General features: G+C 71.9%; 23 protein-coding genes and 1 pseudogene. 14 read left to right on the top strand and 10 right to left on the bottom strand.

The window, feature by feature from the left end:
- Positions 1 to 6: 6 nt before the first annotated feature.
- From ACLJQF_RS08755 to ACLJQF_RS08745, 3 genes and pseudogenes are all read right to left on the bottom strand, one after another.
- Positions 7 to 228 (bottom strand): annotated as a pseudogene (locus tag ACLJQF_RS08755) (DNA alkylation repair protein); the annotation flags it as partial.
- Positions 225 to 875: a response regulator gene (locus ACLJQF_RS08750; protein ID WP_410607713.1), complete on the bottom strand. Its 651-nt coding sequence runs from the start codon at positions 873 to 875 to the stop codon at positions 225 to 227. The gene ACLJQF_RS08750 and the pseudogene ACLJQF_RS08755, both read right to left, overlap by 4 nt.
- Complete coding sequence (locus ACLJQF_RS08745; protein ID WP_410607712.1) at positions 872 to 1,978, bottom strand: histidine kinase; 1,107 nt, start codon at positions 1,976 to 1,978, stop codon at positions 872 to 874. Before ACLJQF_RS08745 ends, ACLJQF_RS08750 begins: the two co-directional genes overlap by 4 nt.
- 191 nt (positions 1,979 to 2,169) lie before the next feature.
- On the opposite strand from ACLJQF_RS08745, the gene ACLJQF_RS08740 reads away from it, so the two are divergent.
- The 4 genes from ACLJQF_RS08740 (at position 2,170) to ACLJQF_RS08725 (ending at position 4,148) form a co-directional block, all read left to right on the top strand.
- A complete protein-coding gene (locus tag ACLJQF_RS08740; RefSeq protein WP_410607711.1) occupies positions 2,170 to 2,490 on the top strand; it encodes a DUF6223 family protein in 321 nt (106 codons plus the stop codon).
- 9 nt (positions 2,491 to 2,499) lie between these two features.
- Positions 2,500 to 2,835, top strand: coding sequence for a VOC family protein (locus ACLJQF_RS08735; protein ID WP_410607710.1), 336 nt, complete (start codon positions 2,500 to 2,502; stop codon positions 2,833 to 2,835).
- Positions 2,836 to 2,942: 107 nt separating this feature from the next.
- Positions 2,943 to 3,125, top strand: coding sequence for a hypothetical protein (locus tag ACLJQF_RS08730; RefSeq protein WP_410607709.1), 183 nt, complete (start codon positions 2,943 to 2,945; stop codon positions 3,123 to 3,125).
- A 120-nt stretch (positions 3,126 to 3,245) separates the two neighbouring features.
- Positions 3,246 to 4,148, top strand: a complete 903-nt coding sequence (locus ACLJQF_RS08725; protein WP_410607708.1) for a LysR family transcriptional regulator — start codon at positions 3,246 to 3,248, stop codon at positions 4,146 to 4,148.
- Here the strand turns inward: ACLJQF_RS08725 and ACLJQF_RS08720 are convergent.
- Together ACLJQF_RS08720 and ACLJQF_RS08715 are read right to left on the bottom strand one after the other, a co-directional pair.
- Positions 4,105 to 4,989 (bottom strand): transglutaminase domain-containing protein, encoded by an 885-nt coding sequence (locus ACLJQF_RS08720; protein ID WP_410607707.1) that lies wholly within the window; start codon positions 4,987 to 4,989, stop codon positions 4,105 to 4,107. The genes ACLJQF_RS08725 and ACLJQF_RS08720 overlap by 44 nt on opposite strands.
- A 20-nt stretch (positions 4,990 to 5,009) precedes the next feature.
- The gene (locus ACLJQF_RS08715) at positions 5,010 to 6,101 is read right to left on the bottom strand and encodes a GlxA family transcriptional regulator (RefSeq protein WP_410607931.1); all 1,092 of its coding nucleotides are present in this window, start codon (positions 6,099 to 6,101) and stop codon (positions 5,010 to 5,012) included.
- 44 nt (positions 6,102 to 6,145) lie between these two features.
- Between ACLJQF_RS08715 and ACLJQF_RS08710 the strand changes: the two genes are divergently transcribed.
- Positions 6,146 to 6,922 carry an NAD(P)H-dependent oxidoreductase gene (locus tag ACLJQF_RS08710; RefSeq protein ID WP_410607706.1) on the top strand — a complete coding sequence of 259 codons (777 nt, stop codon included), beginning with the start codon at positions 6,146 to 6,148 and terminating at the stop codon, positions 6,920 to 6,922.
- Here ACLJQF_RS08710 and ACLJQF_RS08705 read toward each other — a convergent pair.
- Positions 6,906 to 7,655 (bottom strand): SDR family NAD(P)-dependent oxidoreductase, encoded by a 750-nt coding sequence (locus ACLJQF_RS08705; protein ID WP_410607705.1) that lies wholly within the window; start codon positions 7,653 to 7,655, stop codon positions 6,906 to 6,908. The two genes, ACLJQF_RS08710 and ACLJQF_RS08705, sit on opposite strands and share 17 nt — an antisense overlap.
- Complete coding sequence (locus tag ACLJQF_RS08700; RefSeq protein WP_410607704.1) at positions 7,652 to 8,503, bottom strand: NAD(P)-dependent oxidoreductase; 852 nt, start codon at positions 8,501 to 8,503, stop codon at positions 7,652 to 7,654. Before ACLJQF_RS08700 ends, ACLJQF_RS08705 begins: the two co-directional genes overlap by 4 nt.
- 82 nt (positions 8,504 to 8,585) lie before the next feature.
- On the opposite strand from ACLJQF_RS08700, the gene ACLJQF_RS08695 reads away from it, so the two are divergent.
- Positions 8,586 to 8,951 (top strand): winged helix-turn-helix transcriptional regulator, encoded by a 366-nt coding sequence (locus ACLJQF_RS08695; protein ID WP_410607703.1) that lies wholly within the window; start codon positions 8,586 to 8,588, stop codon positions 8,949 to 8,951.
- Here ACLJQF_RS08695 and ACLJQF_RS08690 read toward each other — a convergent pair.
- On the bottom strand, positions 8,917 to 10,116 hold the full coding sequence (locus ACLJQF_RS08690) for an FAD-dependent monooxygenase (protein WP_410607702.1): 1,200 nt from the start codon (positions 10,114 to 10,116) through the stop codon (positions 8,917 to 8,919). The genes ACLJQF_RS08695 and ACLJQF_RS08690 overlap by 35 nt on opposite strands.
- 73 nt (positions 10,117 to 10,189) lie before the next feature.
- Between ACLJQF_RS08690 and ACLJQF_RS08685 the strand changes: the two genes are divergently transcribed.
- Entirely contained in the window at positions 10,190 to 10,756 is a 567-nt protein-coding gene (locus ACLJQF_RS08685) for a TetR/AcrR family transcriptional regulator (RefSeq protein WP_410607701.1), read from the top strand.
- Between the two features lie 209 nt (positions 10,757 to 10,965).
- Here the strand turns inward: ACLJQF_RS08685 and ACLJQF_RS08680 are convergent, their stop codons facing one another.
- Positions 10,966 to 11,529 (bottom strand): flavodoxin family protein, encoded by a 564-nt coding sequence (locus ACLJQF_RS08680; RefSeq protein ID WP_410607700.1) that lies wholly within the window; start codon positions 11,527 to 11,529, stop codon positions 10,966 to 10,968.
- A gap of 78 nt (positions 11,530 to 11,607) precedes the next feature.
- Between ACLJQF_RS08680 and ACLJQF_RS08675 the strand changes: the two genes are divergently transcribed.
- From ACLJQF_RS08675 to ACLJQF_RS08645, 7 genes are all read left to right on the top strand, one after another.
- Entirely contained in the window at positions 11,608 to 12,024 is a 417-nt protein-coding gene (locus tag ACLJQF_RS08675) for a MarR family winged helix-turn-helix transcriptional regulator (RefSeq protein ID WP_410607699.1), read from the top strand.
- Between the two features lie 168 nt (positions 12,025 to 12,192).
- Entirely contained in the window at positions 12,193 to 13,299 is a 1,107-nt protein-coding gene (locus tag ACLJQF_RS08670; protein WP_410607698.1) for a sensor histidine kinase, read from the top strand.
- Positions 13,296 to 13,943 carry a response regulator gene (locus ACLJQF_RS08665; protein ID WP_410607697.1) on the top strand — a complete coding sequence of 216 codons (648 nt, stop codon included), beginning with the start codon at positions 13,296 to 13,298 and terminating at the stop codon, positions 13,941 to 13,943. Before ACLJQF_RS08670 ends, ACLJQF_RS08665 begins: the two co-directional genes overlap by 4 nt.
- Before the next feature lie 35 nt (positions 13,944 to 13,978).
- Entirely contained in the window at positions 13,979 to 14,146 is a 168-nt protein-coding gene (locus tag ACLJQF_RS08660) for a hypothetical protein (RefSeq protein WP_410607696.1), read from the top strand.
- A 7-nt stretch (positions 14,147 to 14,153) separates the two neighbouring features.
- Entirely contained in the window at positions 14,154 to 14,855 is a 702-nt protein-coding gene (locus ACLJQF_RS08655) for a DUF6338 family protein (RefSeq protein ID WP_410607695.1), read from the top strand.
- 15 nt (positions 14,856 to 14,870) lie between these two features.
- Positions 14,871 to 16,508 carry an acyl-CoA carboxylase subunit beta gene (locus ACLJQF_RS08650; protein ID WP_410607694.1) on the top strand — a complete coding sequence of 546 codons (1,638 nt, stop codon included), beginning with the start codon at positions 14,871 to 14,873 and terminating at the stop codon, positions 16,506 to 16,508.
- The gene (locus tag ACLJQF_RS08645) at positions 16,505 to 16,729 is read left to right on the top strand and encodes an acyl-CoA carboxylase subunit epsilon (RefSeq protein WP_410607693.1); all 225 of its coding nucleotides are present in this window, start codon (positions 16,505 to 16,507) and stop codon (positions 16,727 to 16,729) included. Before ACLJQF_RS08650 ends, ACLJQF_RS08645 begins: the two co-directional genes overlap by 4 nt.
- Here ACLJQF_RS08645 and ACLJQF_RS08640 read toward each other — a convergent pair.
- On the bottom strand, positions 16,720 to 17,178 hold the full coding sequence (locus ACLJQF_RS08640; RefSeq protein WP_410607692.1) for a MarR family winged helix-turn-helix transcriptional regulator: 459 nt from the start codon (positions 17,176 to 17,178) through the stop codon (positions 16,720 to 16,722). The two genes, ACLJQF_RS08645 and ACLJQF_RS08640, sit on opposite strands and share 10 nt — an antisense overlap.
- Between the last annotated feature and the right edge of the window lie 2 nt (positions 17,179 to 17,180).

The following is a 17,180-nucleotide window of genomic DNA, read 5'->3' as shown; positions in this document are numbered from 1 at the left end:
TTCCGGTCACCGCCCCGGTCGGCGGCGCACCATCTCGGCGATCCGGACGGGCGTGAACGGCGAGGTGCAGTTCGGCGGCGTCGGGTAGTCCTTGAGCACCTCCAGGCGCTCCCCGACGGCGACGGCCCGGGCCCGGTACCCGGCGTGCTCGATCCCGATCTGCGCCAGGCAGGTGTTCATCGCCCACTGCAGGCGGTCCGGGGCGGCCTTCAGCTCGGCCACCGTCACCGCGGCACCACCAATCCCGACTCGTAGGCGAACACCACCAGCTGCGCCCGATCGCGGGCGTGCAGCTTCATCATGGCCCGGTTGACGTGCGTCTTCGCGGTCAGCGGGCTGATCACCATCCGTTCGGCGATCTCCTCGTTGGCCAGCCCCCGCGCCACGAGCGTGACGGCTTCGCGCTCCCGGTTCGTCAGTTCCGCCAGCCCCGCACCGGGCACGAGCGGCTGGGTCACGTACCGGTCGATCAGCTTGCGGGTGATCGACGGCGCCAGCAGGGCGTCCCCGCGCGCCGCGACGCGCACCGCGTGCAGGAAGTCCTCCGGCTGGATGTCCTTGACGAGGAATCCGGCCGCGCCCGCGCGCAGCGCCTCGAAGACGTACTCGTCCAAGCCGTAGTTGGTCAGGATGACGACGTGCACCGCGGCCAGCGCCGGGTCCGCGGCGATGCGCCGGGTCGCCTCGATGCCGTCGACGCCGGGCATCTGGACGTCGACGAGCGCGATGTCCGGCCGGTGCGCCAGCGCGAGCCGCACCGCCTCGCCGCCGTCGCCGGCTTCGGCGACCACCTCGATGTCGTCCTCGACGTCGAGGAGCGCGCGGAACCCGCTGCGGATGAGCGGCTGGTCGTCGGCCAGCAGGACGCGGATCACGCCGGGTCCACCGGAAGCTCGGCCTGGACGCGGAAGCCGCCTTCGCGACGGGGCGCGGCTTCGAGCCGGCCGCCGAGGGCGGTGACGCGTTCGCGCATGCCCAGCAGGCCGACGCCGGGCTCCGGCACGGTGTCCACTGTGGCCTTTCCGTCGTCGTCGACCCGGATGACCAGTGTGCCGGGCCGGTGGTCGATCCGGACCGACGCGGTGGCCGCGGCGGCGTGCCGGGCGACGTTGGTCAGCGATTCCTGCACGATCCGGTAGGCGGTCCGGCCGACCGCAGCCGGCACAGCGTCACGCGGGCCTTCGACGGTCAACTGTGCGTCGAGGCCGGTGGTCCGGGCCCGGCGCACGAGGTCGGGGACGTCGTCGAGCCCGCGCGGCGGGTCCTGGTCGTCGTCGCGCAGCGCCTCCAGGGTCGCGCGCAGTTCCCGGGTCGCCTCGCGGCCGGCTTCGCGGATCGCCAGCAGCGCCTCGGGTACTTCTTCGCCTCGCTTGCGGGCCAGGTGGACGGCGACTTCGGCCTGCACCTTGATGACGGAGATCTGGTGGGTGAGCGAATCGTGCAGCTCCCGCGCGATGTGCAGCCGTTCCTCGTCCGCGCGCCGCCGGGCGGTTTCCTCGCGGGTGCGCTCGGCTTCGTCGGCCCGGCGCTCGGCCTGGCGCAACGCCTCCCCCGCCGCCCCGGCGGCGATCAGCCACGCCAGCTGGAGGACGTCCCGCGCCTGCGTGAACGCCGCGCCGGTGTCGGGTACGCCCGAAGCCAGCAGCGCCGGCGGAAGCGCGACCAGCATCAGCACCGAAGCCACGATCGCGGCGATCCGGTGTCCCGCCCGGACGGCGGCGTACACGGCGAAGAGGTACGCGACGACGGGCACTTCGAAGCCGGCGACCTGGTACGCGAGCGCGCAGATCGCGGTCGCGGCCAGCACGGCGACCGGCATCCGGCGGCGCGCGGCCAGTGCCAGCCCACCGGCCGCCAGGGCCGCGTACCCCAGGACGTCGAGGTCCGCCGGCGTGTGCGTCGCGGACCGCCCGGCGACCACCAGGGCCGCCGCGACCCCGGCGGCGATCACCCCGTCGACGACCTGCGCACGGCTCACCCCTGAACCCTAACCGCGGGCCCGCCCGGCGAAGTCCCGCAGCGAGCGCATTTCCGGACTACCGCGGCCGCGGTAGTCCCCCGGTTCCTGCGACGCCCGCGGCAGCACGAAGTGTCTGCTCGCGCACGACGACGGGCGCGGGGTCCGGCGGACATGCTTCCGGCGTCCGATCCGGAACCGAAGGAGCACTCATGAACGTCCTCGCCGCGGCCAGTACCTACGACCTGACGCCGGGACGGCTCTGGTCCTTGATCGCCGTCGTGTTCGGCGTGGCGGGGGTGGTCGCGGGCGTGCCGGCCGTGCGCCGCGGCCGGGGAGCGATCGTGGCAGTGGCCGGTGGCCTGGCCGCCGTCGTCATCGGCGGGTGGGTCGTGGCCGCCGCGAAGGGCGGGCCCGGCACCGGCTACGGGATCGTCGGCGGCTACGTGGACCTGGTGATCGGCGCGGCCGCCCTCGTCCTCGGCGGGCTGTCGATGGCGCGCTCGCGCGGTTTTGTCGGTGGTCGCCGCTAGCTTCGGGGCATGTTCGAAATCGACTTCGCCGAGTTCCCGTCCACCTCCGCCGCGGCGTCCGGGCGGTTCTTCGAGCGCGCGTTCGGGTGGCCGGTGACCCCGTACGGCCCGGACTACACCGACGTCCGGGCCGACGGCCTGACCCTGGGATTCCAGTCGGCCGCGGCCGAACAGACCCGGGCGCCGCTGGTGACGATCCGCACGGACGACCTGGCGGCGGCCCGCGAGGCGGTGGCGGCAGCGGGCGGTGTGGTGACGAAGGAACCGTTCGCCTTCCCCGGCGGGCGCCGCTTCCACTTCCGCGAGCCCGGCGGGAGCGAACTGGCGATGTGGTCACGGACCTAGCACCGCCTGCTCGACGTAACCGGCGGCCCCGCCGCCGTAGAACATCGCGGGGTCGGCCGGCGCGGTCGGCAGGCCGAGCGGCCCGGCCGGCCGCCGAGGAAGTCCGGGTGCGAAACGGCCCCGGTGTGCCACAACTGCGGCACGATCCGGCCGCCGAGCGCGTGCACGACGTCCGTGACCCGCCGCCACCCGTCGACCTCGGCGTACACCCCGGGAACGTTCGAGAAGCCGACAGCCGGTCGCTCACCCAAGGTCCTTCGGTGACGACGAGCCCGGCGCGCTGCGCGTAGCAGGGCTCCTGGAGGGGCTTCCTCCGGCGTCTGTCCTTTGTGGAGTTATCGACACCAAGTCCGCCGCGCGCGAAACAGAAAGGGAAAGACCTGTGGACACTGCCGCGATACTCTCCCGGTATGGACGATGTCGAGGTCCGTGAGCTGCGGTATTTCCGCGCGGTCGCCGAAGAGCTGAACTTCTCCCGCGCCGCCGAGCGGCTCGGGATGGCGCAGCCACCGCTGTCCCGCGCGATCCGGCTGCTGGAGCGGCGGCTCGGGGTGCAGCTCTTCGAACGCACCAGCCGGCACGTCTCGCTGACGCCGGCCGGGGCCGTCCTCTTCACCGAGTCGGCGAAGGCGCTGGACGCCGTCACCGCGGCGGTCCGGCGCACGCGACGGGCGGCGCAGCGGACGCCGGCGCTCGTCGTCACCGCGAAGCCGGGGGTCGCGACCGATCTGCTGCGGCGGATCGCCGACGTGCACCCGGATCCGGTCGACGTGCGGGTCAGCGGGTTCAGTGAACATGCGGAGCTGTTGCGGGACGGCCGGGCCGACGTGGCCGTGCTCGGCTGCCAGGGCGGCCCTCACCACGGCCTGGACGTCGAGGTGCTGTTCAGCGAGCCGCGGGTGGCCGCGCTGCCGTCGGACCACGAGCTCGCCGGCCGGGCCGTGCTGACCTGCGCCGACTTCGCCGGGCAGCCCACGCCGTGCTGGCCGCTCTCGTCGGCCGCGGACCGGGCGTACTGGTCCGGGCAGGACGTGACCGGCGGGCCGGTGACGCCGGGGCCGATCGTGCACGACAGCGCCCAGCTGCTGGAGACGGTCGCGCTGGGGCAGGCGGTCGCGCTGCTGCCGGCGTCGGTCGCCGAACTGCGCTCGCGCGACGACGTCGTCTACCGGCCGGTCGTGGACGCGACGCCGTACTCGCCGGCGCTCGCGTGGCCGTCCGGGGCGCGGGATCCGCGGATCGCGCGGTTCGTGCGGACCGCCACCGAGGTCAGCGAAGCACTACCTCGACCGGGAGCTGTCCCGGCGGGGTGACCGTGTGGATCACCGGCGGCACCCGGAGGTCGTCGGCCGCGAACGCCGCCCGGAGCCGCTCGACGTCCGCGTCGGCGATCAGCTCGGCCAGCTCGTCGGCGCGGGCGGCGGTGGCCGGGGCGAGCACGACGGAATCGTCGAGTGCGCCCCAGATGTCCCACTGGAGCATCTCGTGCTTGTTGAGCGCGGCGAGGTCGAGCACGAGGTTGTGCCACGCGTACGGGATACCGCGCAGGAACGGCACGTCCAGGTCCGGCGAAACGACCAGCCGGGCCGGATCGAGCGCGCCCGAGCGGGCGGCGGTCCACGCGTCGGGGGCGGTCAGGAACCGGTCTCGGGGGACGTCGAGGAGGTCGAACTCCACGTCGTCCACCGGGTCGCGGAAGCCGGCCGGCAGCTGGGGCTCGACCAGGCGCCAGCCGTCGGCGGTACGGACCTCGGCGACGACGTGGTCGAGGTACCAGCCGGGCATCAGGTAGCTCGCGAAGCCGACCCGGACGCGGGCCGGAATGCCGTGGTGGCGCGCCATCGAGACGAACAGCAGCGTGAAGTCGCGGCAGCAGCCGACGATCCGGTGCAGCGGCGGCCGCGGCTCGCCGGGTGGTGCCGGGTCGAGCTCGCGCAGGCGCGCCCACATGTCCTCGGCGTACCGCAGGGTGATCTCGTCGTTGCGGGCGGCCGGGAAACCGTGCTCCGTGATGGCGCCCTGGCCCCAGTAGTGGAACACGAGCTGGGACGCCCCTTCGCGCAGGACGGCGAGGTCGGCCGGGGTGGCACCGAGCCAGTCCGCGTACGGGCCGGGATCGGTGAAGCGGCTGTGGCTGACGTAAAAGTCGTCCATAACCGGACGCTAGCGAAATTTCAGCCGGCTTGAACAGCCAATTCCCCGCGGAACGTCGACCGGTACGCGCTGGGCGACACCCCGAGCGCCGCCTGGAAGTGCTGGCGCAGCGAGGCCGCCGTGCCGAATCCCCCCTCGGTGGCGACCCGGTCGACCGGCAGATCCGTCTCCTCGAGGAGCTGGCGGGCGCGCTCGACCCGTTGCTGGGTCAGCCATTGCAGGGCCGAGATGCCGACCTCTTCCCGGAAGCGGCGGGTGAACGTGCGCGTGCTCATCGCCTCGCGGGCGGCGAGCTCGCGCAGGGTCAGCGGCCGGTGCAGGTTCTCCAGGGCCCAGGCCCGGGCCGCCTTGGTCGACGACGTGCGGGGCTCCGGTACCGGCCGCCGGACGAACTGGGCCTGGCCGCCTTCGCGGTGCGGGGACACGACCGTCCCGCGAGCGACCTCGTTGGCCACCGCCGCACCGTGGTCGCGGCGGATCATGTGCAGCACCAGATCGATTCCGGCGGCGACGCCCGCCGAGGTCAGGACGTCGCCGTCGTCGGTGTAGAGCACGCACGGGTCGACGTCGACCTCGGGGAACCGGTCCTGCAGTTCCTCCGCGGAGCGCCAGTGGGTGGTGGCCCGGCGGCCGTCGAGCAGGCCGGCCGCGGCGAGCACGAACGCGCCGGTGCAGATGGACGCGATGCGCGCGTCCGGCGGGATGCGGCCGAGCGCGGCCTCGAGCGGCGGGGTGAGCACGCGTGCCATCGGCTCGTACTCGACCAGGGACGCCGGGACGATCACCGTGTCGGCCTCGGCCAGCACCTCGGGGCCGCGGTCGACCGGGATGGCGACGTCCGCGTCGGTGCGCACCGGGCCGGGCTCGAGGGTGCAGGTCACGACCTCGTACAGCGGCTCGCCGGCCGCCGAGCGGGCCTGGCCGAACAGGCGGTGGACGATGCCCAGCTCCATCACCAGCATTCCGTGGCGAACCAGGACGGCGACGTGGTGGCGGTTCGGGTGCGCGAATTGACGCCCTGGGGGGCCCAGGGGGGCTTGCCCCCCGGTTGGGGCCTGGGGCTCAGCCCCAGAAGACTCGGCCATGGCTCGATTCTTGCACATGTTGGCTATCAGGCCACTCGATCGAGCCTGGCGACCGCGTGATCATCGAAGACATGAACGTGTTGTGGGTATTCGCGCATCCCGAGCCGCGCTCGCTGAGCGGGGCGCTCCGAGACGACGGGCTCCGGACGCTCCGGGCGCTCGGTCACGCCGTCCGGGAGTCGGATCTGTACGCCATGAAGTGGAACCCGGTGGTCGGCGCCGCCGACTTCGGCGCCGAAGCCGGGGACGGCCGGCTGGTCGTCGGGGCGACGTCGGCCCGGGCGCACGCGCGCGGCGAGCTGAGCGCGGACATCGTGGCCGAGCAGGAAAAACTGGCTTGGGCGGACGCGGTCGTCGTGCAGTTCCCGCTGTGGTGGTACGGCCTGCCGGCGATCCTCAAGGGCTGGTTCGACCGGGTTTTCGTGAAGGGCTTCGGGTACGGCGTCCGGGCCGAGGACGGCCGGACCCTGCGCTACGGCGAAGGACGGCTCGCGGGCAAACGCGCGGTGGTGGTGCTCACCGCGGGTGCCCGCGAGCCGTCCATGGGGCCGCGCGGGGTGAACGGCGCGCTGGCCGACGTCCTCTTCCCGGTGCACCACGGGACGCTCTTCTCCGCCGGGATGTCGGTGCTGCCGCCGGTCGCGGTCCACGGCGCCGACCGCGTCCCGGACGACGAGTTCACCGAAGCGCGCGACCTTCTTCGCGAACGCCTGCGGACGCTCGAAACCGACGAGCCCATCCCCTTCCGCACGCAGAACGGCGGCGACTACGACGAGGATCTCGTCCTGCGCCCCGACCGCGCGCCCGGGGGCACCGGCCTGGGCGTGCACCTCACGCGGGCAGGGTGAGGCGCTGTCCCAAACCGCCGTCCACCGGGAGGTCGGCCCCGGTGGTGAACGTCGCGTCGAAGGCCAGGAACAGCACCGCCGCCGCGACCTCCTCGACCGTGGCGTGGCGCTTCAACGGCGTGATCTCGTCCCCGATCGCCTTGAACTCCGCCAAGACGGACTCCGGCACGCCGGACACGCCCATCGACGGCGTGTCGGTGTAGCCGGGGCTGACCACGTTGACCCGGATCCCGCGCGGCGCCAGCTCGGCCGCGTACGTGCGGGCGAACGAGCGGACCGCCGCCTTCGCCGCCGAATACAGGCCCATCCCGGCGATTCCTGCCTCGGCCGCGACCGACGTCGTGAACACGAACGAGCCACCGGACCGGACCAGCGGCGCGAGCCGCCGGGCCGTGAAGTACGCGCCCTTGGTGTTGACGTCGAACGTCCGGTCGTAGAGCTCGGGCGTCGCCTCCTCGTACGGCGTGAGTGTCGAGAAGCCGACGTTGACGAACACCAGGTCCACCTCGCCGAGCGTGTCCGCGGCCACCGCGCCCAGCTCGGCGACGTCGTCCAGGCGCGCGGCGTCCGACGACAGCAGGTGCGCCTTGCCCGGCAGCGTCCCTTCCAGCGGCGACACGTCCCGGCCGGTCAGCAGCACCTCCGCGCCGCCGTCGAGCAGGGCGCGCACCACCGCCAGGCCCATGCCGTGCGTGCCGCCGGTGACGACGGCCTTCTTCCCGAGGTACTTCACCGGATCTCCTCGATGACGCTGGCGATCGCGTGCGAACCGTGGCCCGCCGCGACCGCACGGTCGAACAACTCCCGCAGCACGGCGGGCACCGCCGTGCTGATCCCCTGTGCGCGGCTGGTCTCGACCAGCAGGCCGAGCCCGGCCGCGTTGATGTCCAAAGCGGACACCTCGGTGGCGTAGTCGCCACTGGCGACCTGCTCGCCGATGCCGGGCAGGAACCCGCCGACCGCCGACTGCCAGGCCGACGCCATCGGCGCGAACTGCGCCGGCGTGACGCCTTCGGTCCCGACCAGCGCCAGCGCGTGCAGGTAGCCGGCCATGGTCGACCACATCATGCCGAGCAGCGCCAGGTCGTACAGCGCCGCCAGCCCGGCGTCCTCGCCGAGGAACACCGGCGTCCCCAGCACTTCCAGCACGTCGCGCTGCGCCGCGAACGCCGGTTCGGAGCCGCCGTAGAGGATCTGCGCCGCCGGTGTCCCGATGCCCTGCGGCACGGCCATGATCACGCCGTCCACGTAGTCGATGCCCTCGGACGCGGCCCACTTCGCAGCGACACGCGCCTGCTCCGGCGTCCCGGACGTGAGGTTGACGAGGACTTTCGGTGAAGCAGCCTCGAGCACCGGCTGCTGACTGTCGTATGTGGACAGACAGCTGAGGACCACGTCGGCCGATGCCGCTTCCGCCGGGGTCGCTGCAAGCTTGGCGCCACGGTCGAGCAGTGGTCCCGCCTTGAGCGGCGACCGGTTCCACACCGAGACGTCGTGTCCCGCCCCCAAGAGCGCGCCGGCGAGGGCGGCGCCCATCCGCCCCAGGCCGAGCACGCCCACCTGTTTCTTGCTTTCTCCCATGGGTTCCATGCTGCTGGCACGCTTTACACTGGACAAGTACCGACTAATAAGTCAGGTACCCACCAAAACGTAAGGATCCTGGATGCAGCCTCGAACGTACCGCTGCGGATTGGACGCGGCCGTCGACGTCATCGGCGGCCGCTGGAAGGCCCTGATCCTCTGGGCGCTGCACGCCGAGCCGCTGCGGTTCGGCGAGCTGAAGCGGAAGGTGGCGGGGATCAGCGAGAAGATGCTGATCCAGGCGCTGCGCGAGCTGGAGGCGGACGAGATCGTGCACCGCGAGGTGTTCCAGGAGATCCCGCCGAAGGTCGAATACTCGCTGACGGAGCTGGGTCAGCGGCTGAACACGGCGTTGCTGCCGCTGGGTGACTGGGGCGAGGAGAACATGGCTGGCATCGCGAACCGCCGCGGCGTCACGCCGGCGCCACCGCATACGGCTTCAGCGTGATCGCGTTGCCCGCCTTGAGCGGCAGCTCTTCGATCAGCTTGCGCCACGGCAGGTACGGCAGCAGCCGGTAGTTCAGGTTGCGGAACCGCAGCCACCCGCGCGTCGGCGGGACGAACCACTTCCCGTTGCCCTCGGCCAGTTTCTGGCAGGCGTCGACGAAGCCGCGCATCTCCTCCTGGTACGCGCCGAACGCCGCCGTGTGCTCGCCGCCCGCGGCCGCGAGTTCCCCCGCGAGCACGTACGCGCCGACGATCGCCAGGCTCGTCCCCATCCCCGAGAGCGGCGCGGCGCAGTACGCGGCGTCGCCGACCAGCGCGACGCGTCCGCGTGCGTACGAGTCCAGCTTGATCTGGCTCGCCGAGTCGAAGTAGAAGTCCGGCGCTTCCCGCATGGCCTTGAGCAGCGCCGGTGTCTCCCAGCCGACGTCGCGGAACGTCTCCTCGACGATCCGGCGCTGCTGCCCGACGTCCCGGGGGTCGTGGTCCAGCCGATCGGCGCCGAACCAGAACAGGGCCTTGGCCTCGGTGTTGTCCCGCGCGCTGTAGACGCCGACGGTCCGGTTCGGCTCGTTGTAGAAGCGGCCGACGCGGTCGAGGCCGAGGTGGTTCGGCACGGTGAAGATGGAGACGTAGTAGCCGAGGTCGTGGCGATACCGGGACTCGTCGCCGAAGGCGAGCGACCGCACGTTCGAGTGCAGCCCGTCGGCCCCGATGACCAGGTCGAACTCGCGCGGCTCGCCGTGGGCGAAGCTGACCGTGACGCCGTCACCGGCACCGCCGTGCTCGGTGATGCCGGTGACGGAGTCGCCGAAGACGTATTCGACGCCGTCCTGCGTCGCGTCGTACAGGATGCGCGCGAGGTCGCCGCGCAGGATTTCCAGCTCGCCGCTCTGGTAGGTCGCGGGCGTGACCACCAGCGGCCGGTTCGCACTGTCCACATAGGTCACGTCGCCCATCCGGGTCGCCGCCGCTTCGACCGCGCCCAGCAGGCCCATCCGGTCGAGGACCTGCAGGGACGCACCACGGAAGTCGACCGCGTAGCCGCCGTCGCGCAGTTCGGGAGCGCGTTCGACGACCGTCGGCGTGAAGCCGTGCCGGCGGAGCCAGAAGGCCAGGGCGGGGCCGGCGACGCTCGCGCCGGAGATGAGGACTCGTCTGTTCTGCATGCCGCGAACGGTAACCCGGATTTGGGCGATCGCGCAAGGCGTTAGCCTAAGACGTTCGTGCTAGGCTTCCGGCATGGGCAACAAGGAGTCACTGCTGGCCGGCGCGAAGCGCTGCTTGCACGAGAAGGGCTACGCCCGCACGACGGTGCGAGACCTGGCCTCGGCGGCGGACGTGAGCATGGCGGCCATCGGCTACCACTTCGGCTCGCGCGAGGCTTTGCTCAACGCCGCGCTGATCGAGGCGAACGAGGAGTGGGGCGAAACGCTGGCGAAGACGCTGCAGGTGGAGACGCCGCCGGACGCGTCGCCGGCCGAGCGGTTCGAGCTGATCTGGCAGCGGGTGATCGAGTCGTTCGGCGAGCACCGCCGGATGTGGGCGGTGAGCTTCGAGGCGTGCTCCCAGGCGGATCTCGACGAGCACGTCCGCGCCCAGTTGGCGAACGCGGTCGAGCGGGCCCGCCACGGCTTGGCGAACCTCTTCCAGGGCCTCGACGACGGCAGCGCCGAGGCCCGGGCCGTCGGCACGGTGCACCAGGCCCTGTTGTCGGGCGTGATGCTCCAGTGGCTGATCGACCCGGACCACGCCCCCTCGGGCGCCGACCTGGTGGCCGGCCTCCGCCTGATCGCGAAGGCCGTCTGAGCTAGCACTACAGGGACAGTTCTTCGGTCGACGTGGCAGTGGTGGCTGGTCTGCCGGGACAGGAACGGCCAACTCACCGCTCGCAGCAGCCAACTCACACACCGGAACGGCCAACTCACCGGACACGCGGGTGAGTTGGCCGCTGCCGTTGGCGAGTTGGCCGGCCAGCCGGGTTTTGCCAGGTCGCGCGCGCAAGTGTCCCTGGCGCACTAGGCGGTGACCAGGTCCGCGCCGGCGAAGAACGTCGGCGCGGCCGACACCGCGTCGGCGTCCCGGAGCACGTCACCCGGGCGGCTGCCGTTGCCGAGCAGGACGCCACCCCAGTTCATGCCCAGGTACTCCGCACACAGTTCCAGCGTGCCGATCAGCGGCTGGGCCTCGCGCGCCGTCTCGCTCAGGACACTGACGCCCCACAGCGTCTTGCCGCGCATCCGCGGCTTGAACTCGACCGGCAGCCGCATCCAGCCCGACCAGTAGTCGAGGTAGAGCTTCACGCTCGCCGCCACCGAGTACCAGTACACCGGCGACACGATGACGAGATCGGTCGCGGCGAACGTCGCGTCCATCAGCAGCCGCTCGTTCTCCCCCGGCGCCGGGTGTTCGCCGGCTCCGTGGCGGCGATCCTCGAACGGCGGCAGCGGCAGCTCCGGCAGCCGGAGCCACCGCTGTTCGACGTCCTTGGGCAACCCCTCGGCCGCCAGCCGGGCCAGCATTTCGGTGTTGCCCCCGGCCCGCGCGGCGCCCACCAGGAACAGGAAGCTGCGATCGCTCATGTCCACCCTCTCGATCTACTTGCATGTACATATAAATACTGTCCCTGGACTATCCTGGCGTCAAGAGGAGGCCGGAAGATGACCGTCGACGAACTGGCCTGGGGCCGCGTTCTCGTGCTGCACGCCCGGATCGAGCAGGAACTCGCCAAAGCCCTGCAACGGCGCCACGGGCTCGGCCTGTCCGACTACCGCGCGCTCGGCAAGCTCGTCGCGGGACCCCCCGGCGGCCTGCGGATGCAGGAACTCGCCGACGCGATCGGCCTCAACCAGAGTTCGGTCAGCCGGATGTGCGCCCGCCTCGAAGACGCCGGCCTGACCATCCGCGACCTGTGCGAAGACGACCGCCGCGGCGTCTACTCGGTGATCACCGACGCCGGCCGCAAGCGCTACTCCGAGACCGAGCCGACGTACTGCGCGGTACTGCGGACCGCGCTCGACAAAGCCGCGGGCGACCCGGAACTCGCCGCCGCGGTCTCCGCCGTCCGCGGCGCTTGACCCCACTGCAGACGGCGGCACGAGCCACTCGACAAGCTGTTCGCCGCCACCCACGACGTCGACCTGCCCGAGTGGCGCCCGAGCGCGTCGAAGTCGTACGAAAGCACTACGCCTCGGGTCCGACCAAAGGCTGACGCGCGGCCGCCGATTCGGCGTTACGTTCGGTTCATGCGCATTCGCGTCGTCCTGGACGTCCTGGCCGTCCTCGTGCTGACCCTCGGGGCCGGCGGCAACCTCGCCGCCGGCGCGTGGTCGCTGCCGCCCTGGCTGCCCACCTGGCTGGGCTGGACCATTCTCGCGCTGAGCGTCGTGCCGATCGTGCTGCGGCGCCGGTGGCCGGGCCCCGCCTACATCCTGTCGCTGGTGATCACGGCGGCGGCCGTGCCGATCGGCGGGCCGGTGCTGGCGGTCTCCGTCGTGGCGGCGGGTTGCGCGCTGTACACCTTCGTGGTGGCCCACGGCAGCCGGGCGACCCGGATCGGCTTCGCGGCCGGGCTGGTCGGCGTCGGCGTGATCGGCGTCGCGGTGCCGAACCCGAGCACGGCGACGACGGTCAACTTCGGCGCGTCGGCGCTGATCGTCGGGTTCGCGCTCGGCATCGCCGTCCACGGCCGCCGCGCGCACGCCGCCATCGAGCGGGAAACCCACGCCCAGCAAGCGGTTTCGGCGGAGCGGCTGCGGATCGCGCGGGAGATGCACGACGTCGTCGCGCACAGCATGAGCCTGATCGCGGTGAAGGCGGCGGTCGGCAACCACGTCGCCCTCGAACAGCCCGACCAGGCCCGCGACGCGCTGCGCGTCATCGAAGACACCAGCCGCGAGACCCTGGCCGAGCTGCGGCGCATGCTCGGCGTGCTGCGCGACGGCACCGGCGTCCCGGCGCTGGCGCCCGCCCCGTCGCTCGACGACCTGCGGACACTGGCCGAACGCGCGCAGCAGGCGGGGCCCGCCGTCGACCTGGTCGTCGACGGCCTCACCGAGCTGCCGGGCGGGGTCGGCCAGTCGGTGTACCGGATCGTCCAGGAGGCACTGACCAATGTGGTCAAGCACGCGGGCGCCGCGAAGTGCCGCATCCACGTCGCCGGCGGCGACGGCGAGGTGACCATCGAGGTGCTCGACGACGGCCGCGGTGGCGAGGCCGTCCCCGGCCACGGACTGATCGGCATGCGCGAACGCGTCGCGGTCTACGCGGGCGAATTCTCCGCCGCACCAGCCGAAACCGGCTTCCGGGTGTTCGCGCGGCTCCCCTACGAAGAAACGGTGGCGGCCCGATGACCCGCGTCCTGATCGCCGACGACCAGGCACTGCTGCGCGGGAGCTTCCGGGTGCTGGTCGACAGCGCACCGGGCCTCGAAGTCGTCGGCGAGGCGTCCGATGGCGCCGAGGCGGTAGCCCTGACCCGCGTCGAGCAGCCGGACGTCGTGCTGATGGACGTCCGGATGCCGGAGATGGACGGCATCGAGGCCACCCGCCGGATCTGCACGGAATCCGACGTCCGCGTCCTGATGCTGACGACGTTCGACCTCGACGAGTACGTCTATTCGGCGTTGCGCGCGGGCGCGAGCGGCTTTCTCCTGAAGGACACCCGCCCGGCGGACCTCCTGGCGGCGATCGAGGTCGTGGCGTCCGGCGACGCGCTGCTGGCGCCGTCGGTGACGCGGCGCCTGGTGGCGGAGTTCGCGCGGCTGCCATCCGGCCCGGTGACCCGGCTGGACGGGGTGACGGCCCGCGAGCAGGAGGTGCTGACGCTGATCGCACGAGGCTTGTCGAACGACGAGATCGCGGCCCGCCTGCACCTGGGCATCGCCACGGTGAAGACCCACATCGGCCGCCTGCTGCACAAGCTGGCGGCGCGCGACCGGGCGCAGCTGGTGATCGCGGCGTACGAGTCGGGCCTGGTCCGCGCGACGGCGTCCTGAGTAAGGTGGAGCGGCCGATCACGAGGGGGAACTCGATGAGCACCAACCACCCACCACCACCGCCGCCCGGGGACTGGGAGCCTGTGGACGGCGACTGGGAGGACTTCCCAGGCACGCCCCCACCACCCCGCCACGAACGGGTCCGGCCGGACCTCGACTCGGAGGACGGTCCCCCACCCCGCCGCGGCGGCCCGACCGGCTGAGCCGCCCATGATCCCCCAGACCCTCGGCGCACTGGCCGGCTTCCTGGCCCTGGTGGCGCCGGGCATCGTGTTCGAGCTGCGCCGCGAACGACGCCGTGGCCGTCACCAGGAGACGGCGTTCCGCGAAGCGTCCCGCGTCGCGCTCGGCAGCCTCGTCTTCACGCTGGTCTCCGTGCTGCTCCTGACGGCCGTCCAGGCAACGGGAGCCCGCTTGTTCGTCAGCCCGTCGGATTGGTTGGCCCGAGGCGAGGCCTACGCACGCGAGCACCTGACGCTGATCGTGGTGAGCGTCGCGGTCGAACTCGCGGTGGCGTGCGCACTGGCGACGGGGTTCGAGGCGTTCTTCGCCCGCCGCCGAGGAGAAGCGGCCACGGTCCAGCAACGCTCGGCATGGGCACAGGCGTTGCGCACGGACCGGCCGAAGGGAAGCCGGGCCTGGGCACACGCCCAGCTGGAGAACGGCACGTCGTTCTACGGGTACGTCCGCTCGTACACCCCGTCGGGCCCGCTCGCCGAGCGCGAGCTCGTCCTCGAAGGCGACGCCCTGACCTGCGAGAAAGACGAAGAAACGAAGGTCATCGGCGAAGACTGGCGCCGCGTGGTCATCCCGGGCGCGAAGATCACCTACCTCCGGGTGACCTACCTGGACGCCACCACCGGCGAACCTCTCAACGTTGCCTACGCCACACGCGAAGTGACCGGCAAGTAGCTAAGCTCCCGTGGCATGAGCAGTGCGACGGAGCCGCTCGGGACGCCGCCCGAGGATGAACCGGACATCCACACCACGGCCGGCAAGCTGGCCGACCTGTACCGCCGGTACGACGAGGCGGTGCACGCCGGCTCGGCCCGCGCGGTGGAGAAGCAGCACGCCAAGGGCAAGAAAACCGCACGGGAACGCATCGAGCTGCTGCTCGACGAGAACTCGTTCGTGGAGCTCGACGAGCTGGCCCGGCACCGCTCGACCAACTTCGGGCAGGAGAAGAACCGCCCGTACGGCGACGGCGTCGTCACCGGCTACGGCACCGTCGACGGCCGCCCGGTGTGCGTGTTCAGCCAGGACGTCACCGTCTTCGGCGGCAGCCTCGGCGAGGTCTACGGCGAGAAGATCGTCAAGGTGATGGACCTGGCCATCAAGACCGGCCGCCCGATCGTCGGCATCAACGAGGGCGGCGGCGCGCGGATCCAGGAGGGCGTCGTCTCGCTCGGCCTCTACGGCGAGATCTTCCGCCGCAACGTGCAGGCCTCCGGCGTCATCCCGCAGATCTCGCTGATCATGGGCGCGAACGCGGGCGGGCACGTCTACTCCCCCGCGTTGACCGACTTCGTGGTGATGGTCGACGAGACGTCGCAGATGTTCATCACCGGCCCGGACGTCGTCAAGACGGTCACCGGCGAGGACGTCACCTTCGAGGAGCTCGGCGGCGGCCGCACCCACAACACGAAGTCCGGCGTCGCGCACTACCTGGGTTCCGACGACGAGGACGCCATCGCCTACGTCAAGGAACTGCTCTCCTACCTGCCGCAGAACAACCTGTCGGAAGCGCCGGTCTTCGAGCCCTCCGATGCGCCGGCCGGCTTCTTCGACGACGTGACCGACGCCGACCGCGAGCTCGACACGATCATCCCGGACTCGCCGAACACCCCGTACGACATGCACGAGGTCATCAACCGGGTGGTCGACGACGGCGACTTCCTCGAGGTCCACGAGCTGTTCGCGCCGAACATCATCGTCGGCTTCGGCCGCGTCGACGGCCGCAGCGTCGGCGTGGTGGCCAACCAGCCGACGCAGTTCGCCGGCTGCCTCGACATCGACGCGTCCGAGAAGGCCGCGCGGTTCGTCCGCACCTGCGACGCGTTCAACATCCCGGTGCTCACCTTCGTCGACGTGCCGGGCTTCCTCCCGGGCACCGACCAGGAGTGGAACGGCATCATCCGTCGCGGCGCAAAGCTGATCTACGCCTACGCCGAAGCGACGGTCCCGCTGGTCACGATCATCACGCGCAAGGCCTACGGCGGCGCGTACGACGTCATGGGCTCGAAGCACCTCGGCGCCGACATCAACCTGGCCTGGCCGACCGCGCAGGTCGCGGTGATGGGCGCCCAGGGCGCCGCGAACATCGTCCACCGCAAGACCCTCGCGAAGGCGGCTTCCGAAGGACAGGACGTCGATGCGCTCCGCGCCGAGCTGATCCAGGAGTACGAGGACACGCTGCTGAACCCGTACGCGGCGGCCGAGCGGGGGTACGTCGACTCGGTGATCGTGCCGGCGCACACCCGCGGGCACGTCGCGCGGGCGCTTTCGCTGCTGCGGAACAAGCGGGAATCGCTCCCGCCCAAGAAGCACGGGAACATCCCGCTGTGAGCGACGAACCGCAGCGCCCCCTGCTGAGGGTGGTCCGGGGAAACCCGAGCGACGCCGAGCTGGCGGCGCTGACGGCGATCGTCGCCGCTGCGTCGGCCGCGAAGGCGCCGGAGAAGCCGAAGCCGCGGACGTCGTGGTGGGGCGATCACGCCGCTTCGCTGCGCCGGCCGCTTCACCCCGGCGAAGGTGCTTGGCGCGCTTCGGGTTTGCCTCAGGCCTGAAGGGCGTCGAGGAAGACCGTCGGGGCTTCGTTGTCCCGCACGATCGCGCCCAGCAGCGCGGCGAGCCGGTCGCGGTCCGGCGTGCTCAGGCCCGCGGCCAGCTCGTCGACCCGGCGGCACGTCACCGCGTAGAAGTCCTCGGCGAGCTCGCGGCCGTCCCCGGTCAGGACGACGTGGACGGCCCGGCGATCGACCGGGTCGGGCTCGCGGCGGACGAGCCCACGCCGGACGGCGCGGTCGACCAGGCCGGTAAGGCTGGATTTCTCGAGGCCGAGCGTCGCGCCCAGGTCACCCATGCCGTACGGCCGGCCCATCAGCACGCACAGCAGTTGGCCCTGCGCCACGGTGAGCCCGAACTCGCGGGCGGACTCGGCGTAGACGGCGTTCACCAGGAACGACGCCCGCACGAGCCCCGCCACGACACCGAGGTCCGCCCCGCTCTTCCCCATCC

Origin of the sequence: Amycolatopsis sp. lyj-109 (assembly GCF_046548995.1) — a bacterium.
Classification (GTDB): domain Bacteria; phylum Actinomycetota; class Actinomycetes; order Mycobacteriales; family Pseudonocardiaceae; genus Amycolatopsis.
This window is presented reverse-complemented; position numbering and strand designations above follow the sequence as displayed.

Coding starts and splice junctions, on each gene's coding strand:
- ACLJQF_RS08740 (WP_410607711.1), top strand. CDS start 2,170: ATGAACGTCCTCGCCGCGGCCAGTACCTACGACCTGACGCCGGGACGG.
- ACLJQF_RS08735 (WP_410607710.1), top strand. CDS start 2,500: ATGTTCGAAATCGACTTCGCCGAGTTCCCGTCCACCTCCGCCGCGGCG.
- ACLJQF_RS08725 (WP_410607708.1), top strand. CDS start 3,246: ATGGACGATGTCGAGGTCCGTGAGCTGCGGTATTTCCGCGCGGTCGCC.
- ACLJQF_RS08720 (WP_410607707.1), bottom strand. CDS start 4,989: ATGGACGACTTTTACGTCAGCCACAGCCGCTTCACCGATCCCGGCCCG.
- ACLJQF_RS08710 (WP_410607706.1), top strand. CDS start 6,146: ATGAACGTGTTGTGGGTATTCGCGCATCCCGAGCCGCGCTCGCTGAGC.
- ACLJQF_RS08700 (WP_410607704.1), bottom strand. CDS start 8,503: ATGGGAGAAAGCAAGAAACAGGTGGGCGTGCTCGGCCTGGGGCGGATG.
- ACLJQF_RS08695 (WP_410607703.1), top strand. CDS start 8,586: ATGCAGCCTCGAACGTACCGCTGCGGATTGGACGCGGCCGTCGACGTC.
- ACLJQF_RS08690 (WP_410607702.1), bottom strand. CDS start 10,116: ATGCAGAACAGACGAGTCCTCATCTCCGGCGCGAGCGTCGCCGGCCCC.
- ACLJQF_RS08685 (WP_410607701.1), top strand. CDS start 10,190: ATGGGCAACAAGGAGTCACTGCTGGCCGGCGCGAAGCGCTGCTTGCAC.
- ACLJQF_RS08680 (WP_410607700.1), bottom strand. CDS start 11,529: ATGAGCGATCGCAGCTTCCTGTTCCTGGTGGGCGCCGCGCGGGCCGGG.
- ACLJQF_RS08675 (WP_410607699.1), top strand. CDS start 11,608: ATGACCGTCGACGAACTGGCCTGGGGCCGCGTTCTCGTGCTGCACGCC.
- ACLJQF_RS08670 (WP_410607698.1), top strand. CDS start 12,193: ATGCGCATTCGCGTCGTCCTGGACGTCCTGGCCGTCCTCGTGCTGACC.
- ACLJQF_RS08665 (WP_410607697.1), top strand. CDS start 13,296: ATGACCCGCGTCCTGATCGCCGACGACCAGGCACTGCTGCGCGGGAGC.
- ACLJQF_RS08660 (WP_410607696.1), top strand. CDS start 13,979: ATGAGCACCAACCACCCACCACCACCGCCGCCCGGGGACTGGGAGCCT.
- ACLJQF_RS08655 (WP_410607695.1), top strand. CDS start 14,154: ATGATCCCCCAGACCCTCGGCGCACTGGCCGGCTTCCTGGCCCTGGTG.
- ACLJQF_RS08650 (WP_410607694.1), top strand. CDS start 14,871: ATGAGCAGTGCGACGGAGCCGCTCGGGACGCCGCCCGAGGATGAACCG.
- ACLJQF_RS08640 (WP_410607692.1), bottom strand. CDS start 17,178: ATGGGGAAGAGCGGGGCGGACCTCGGTGTCGTGGCGGGGCTCGTGCGG.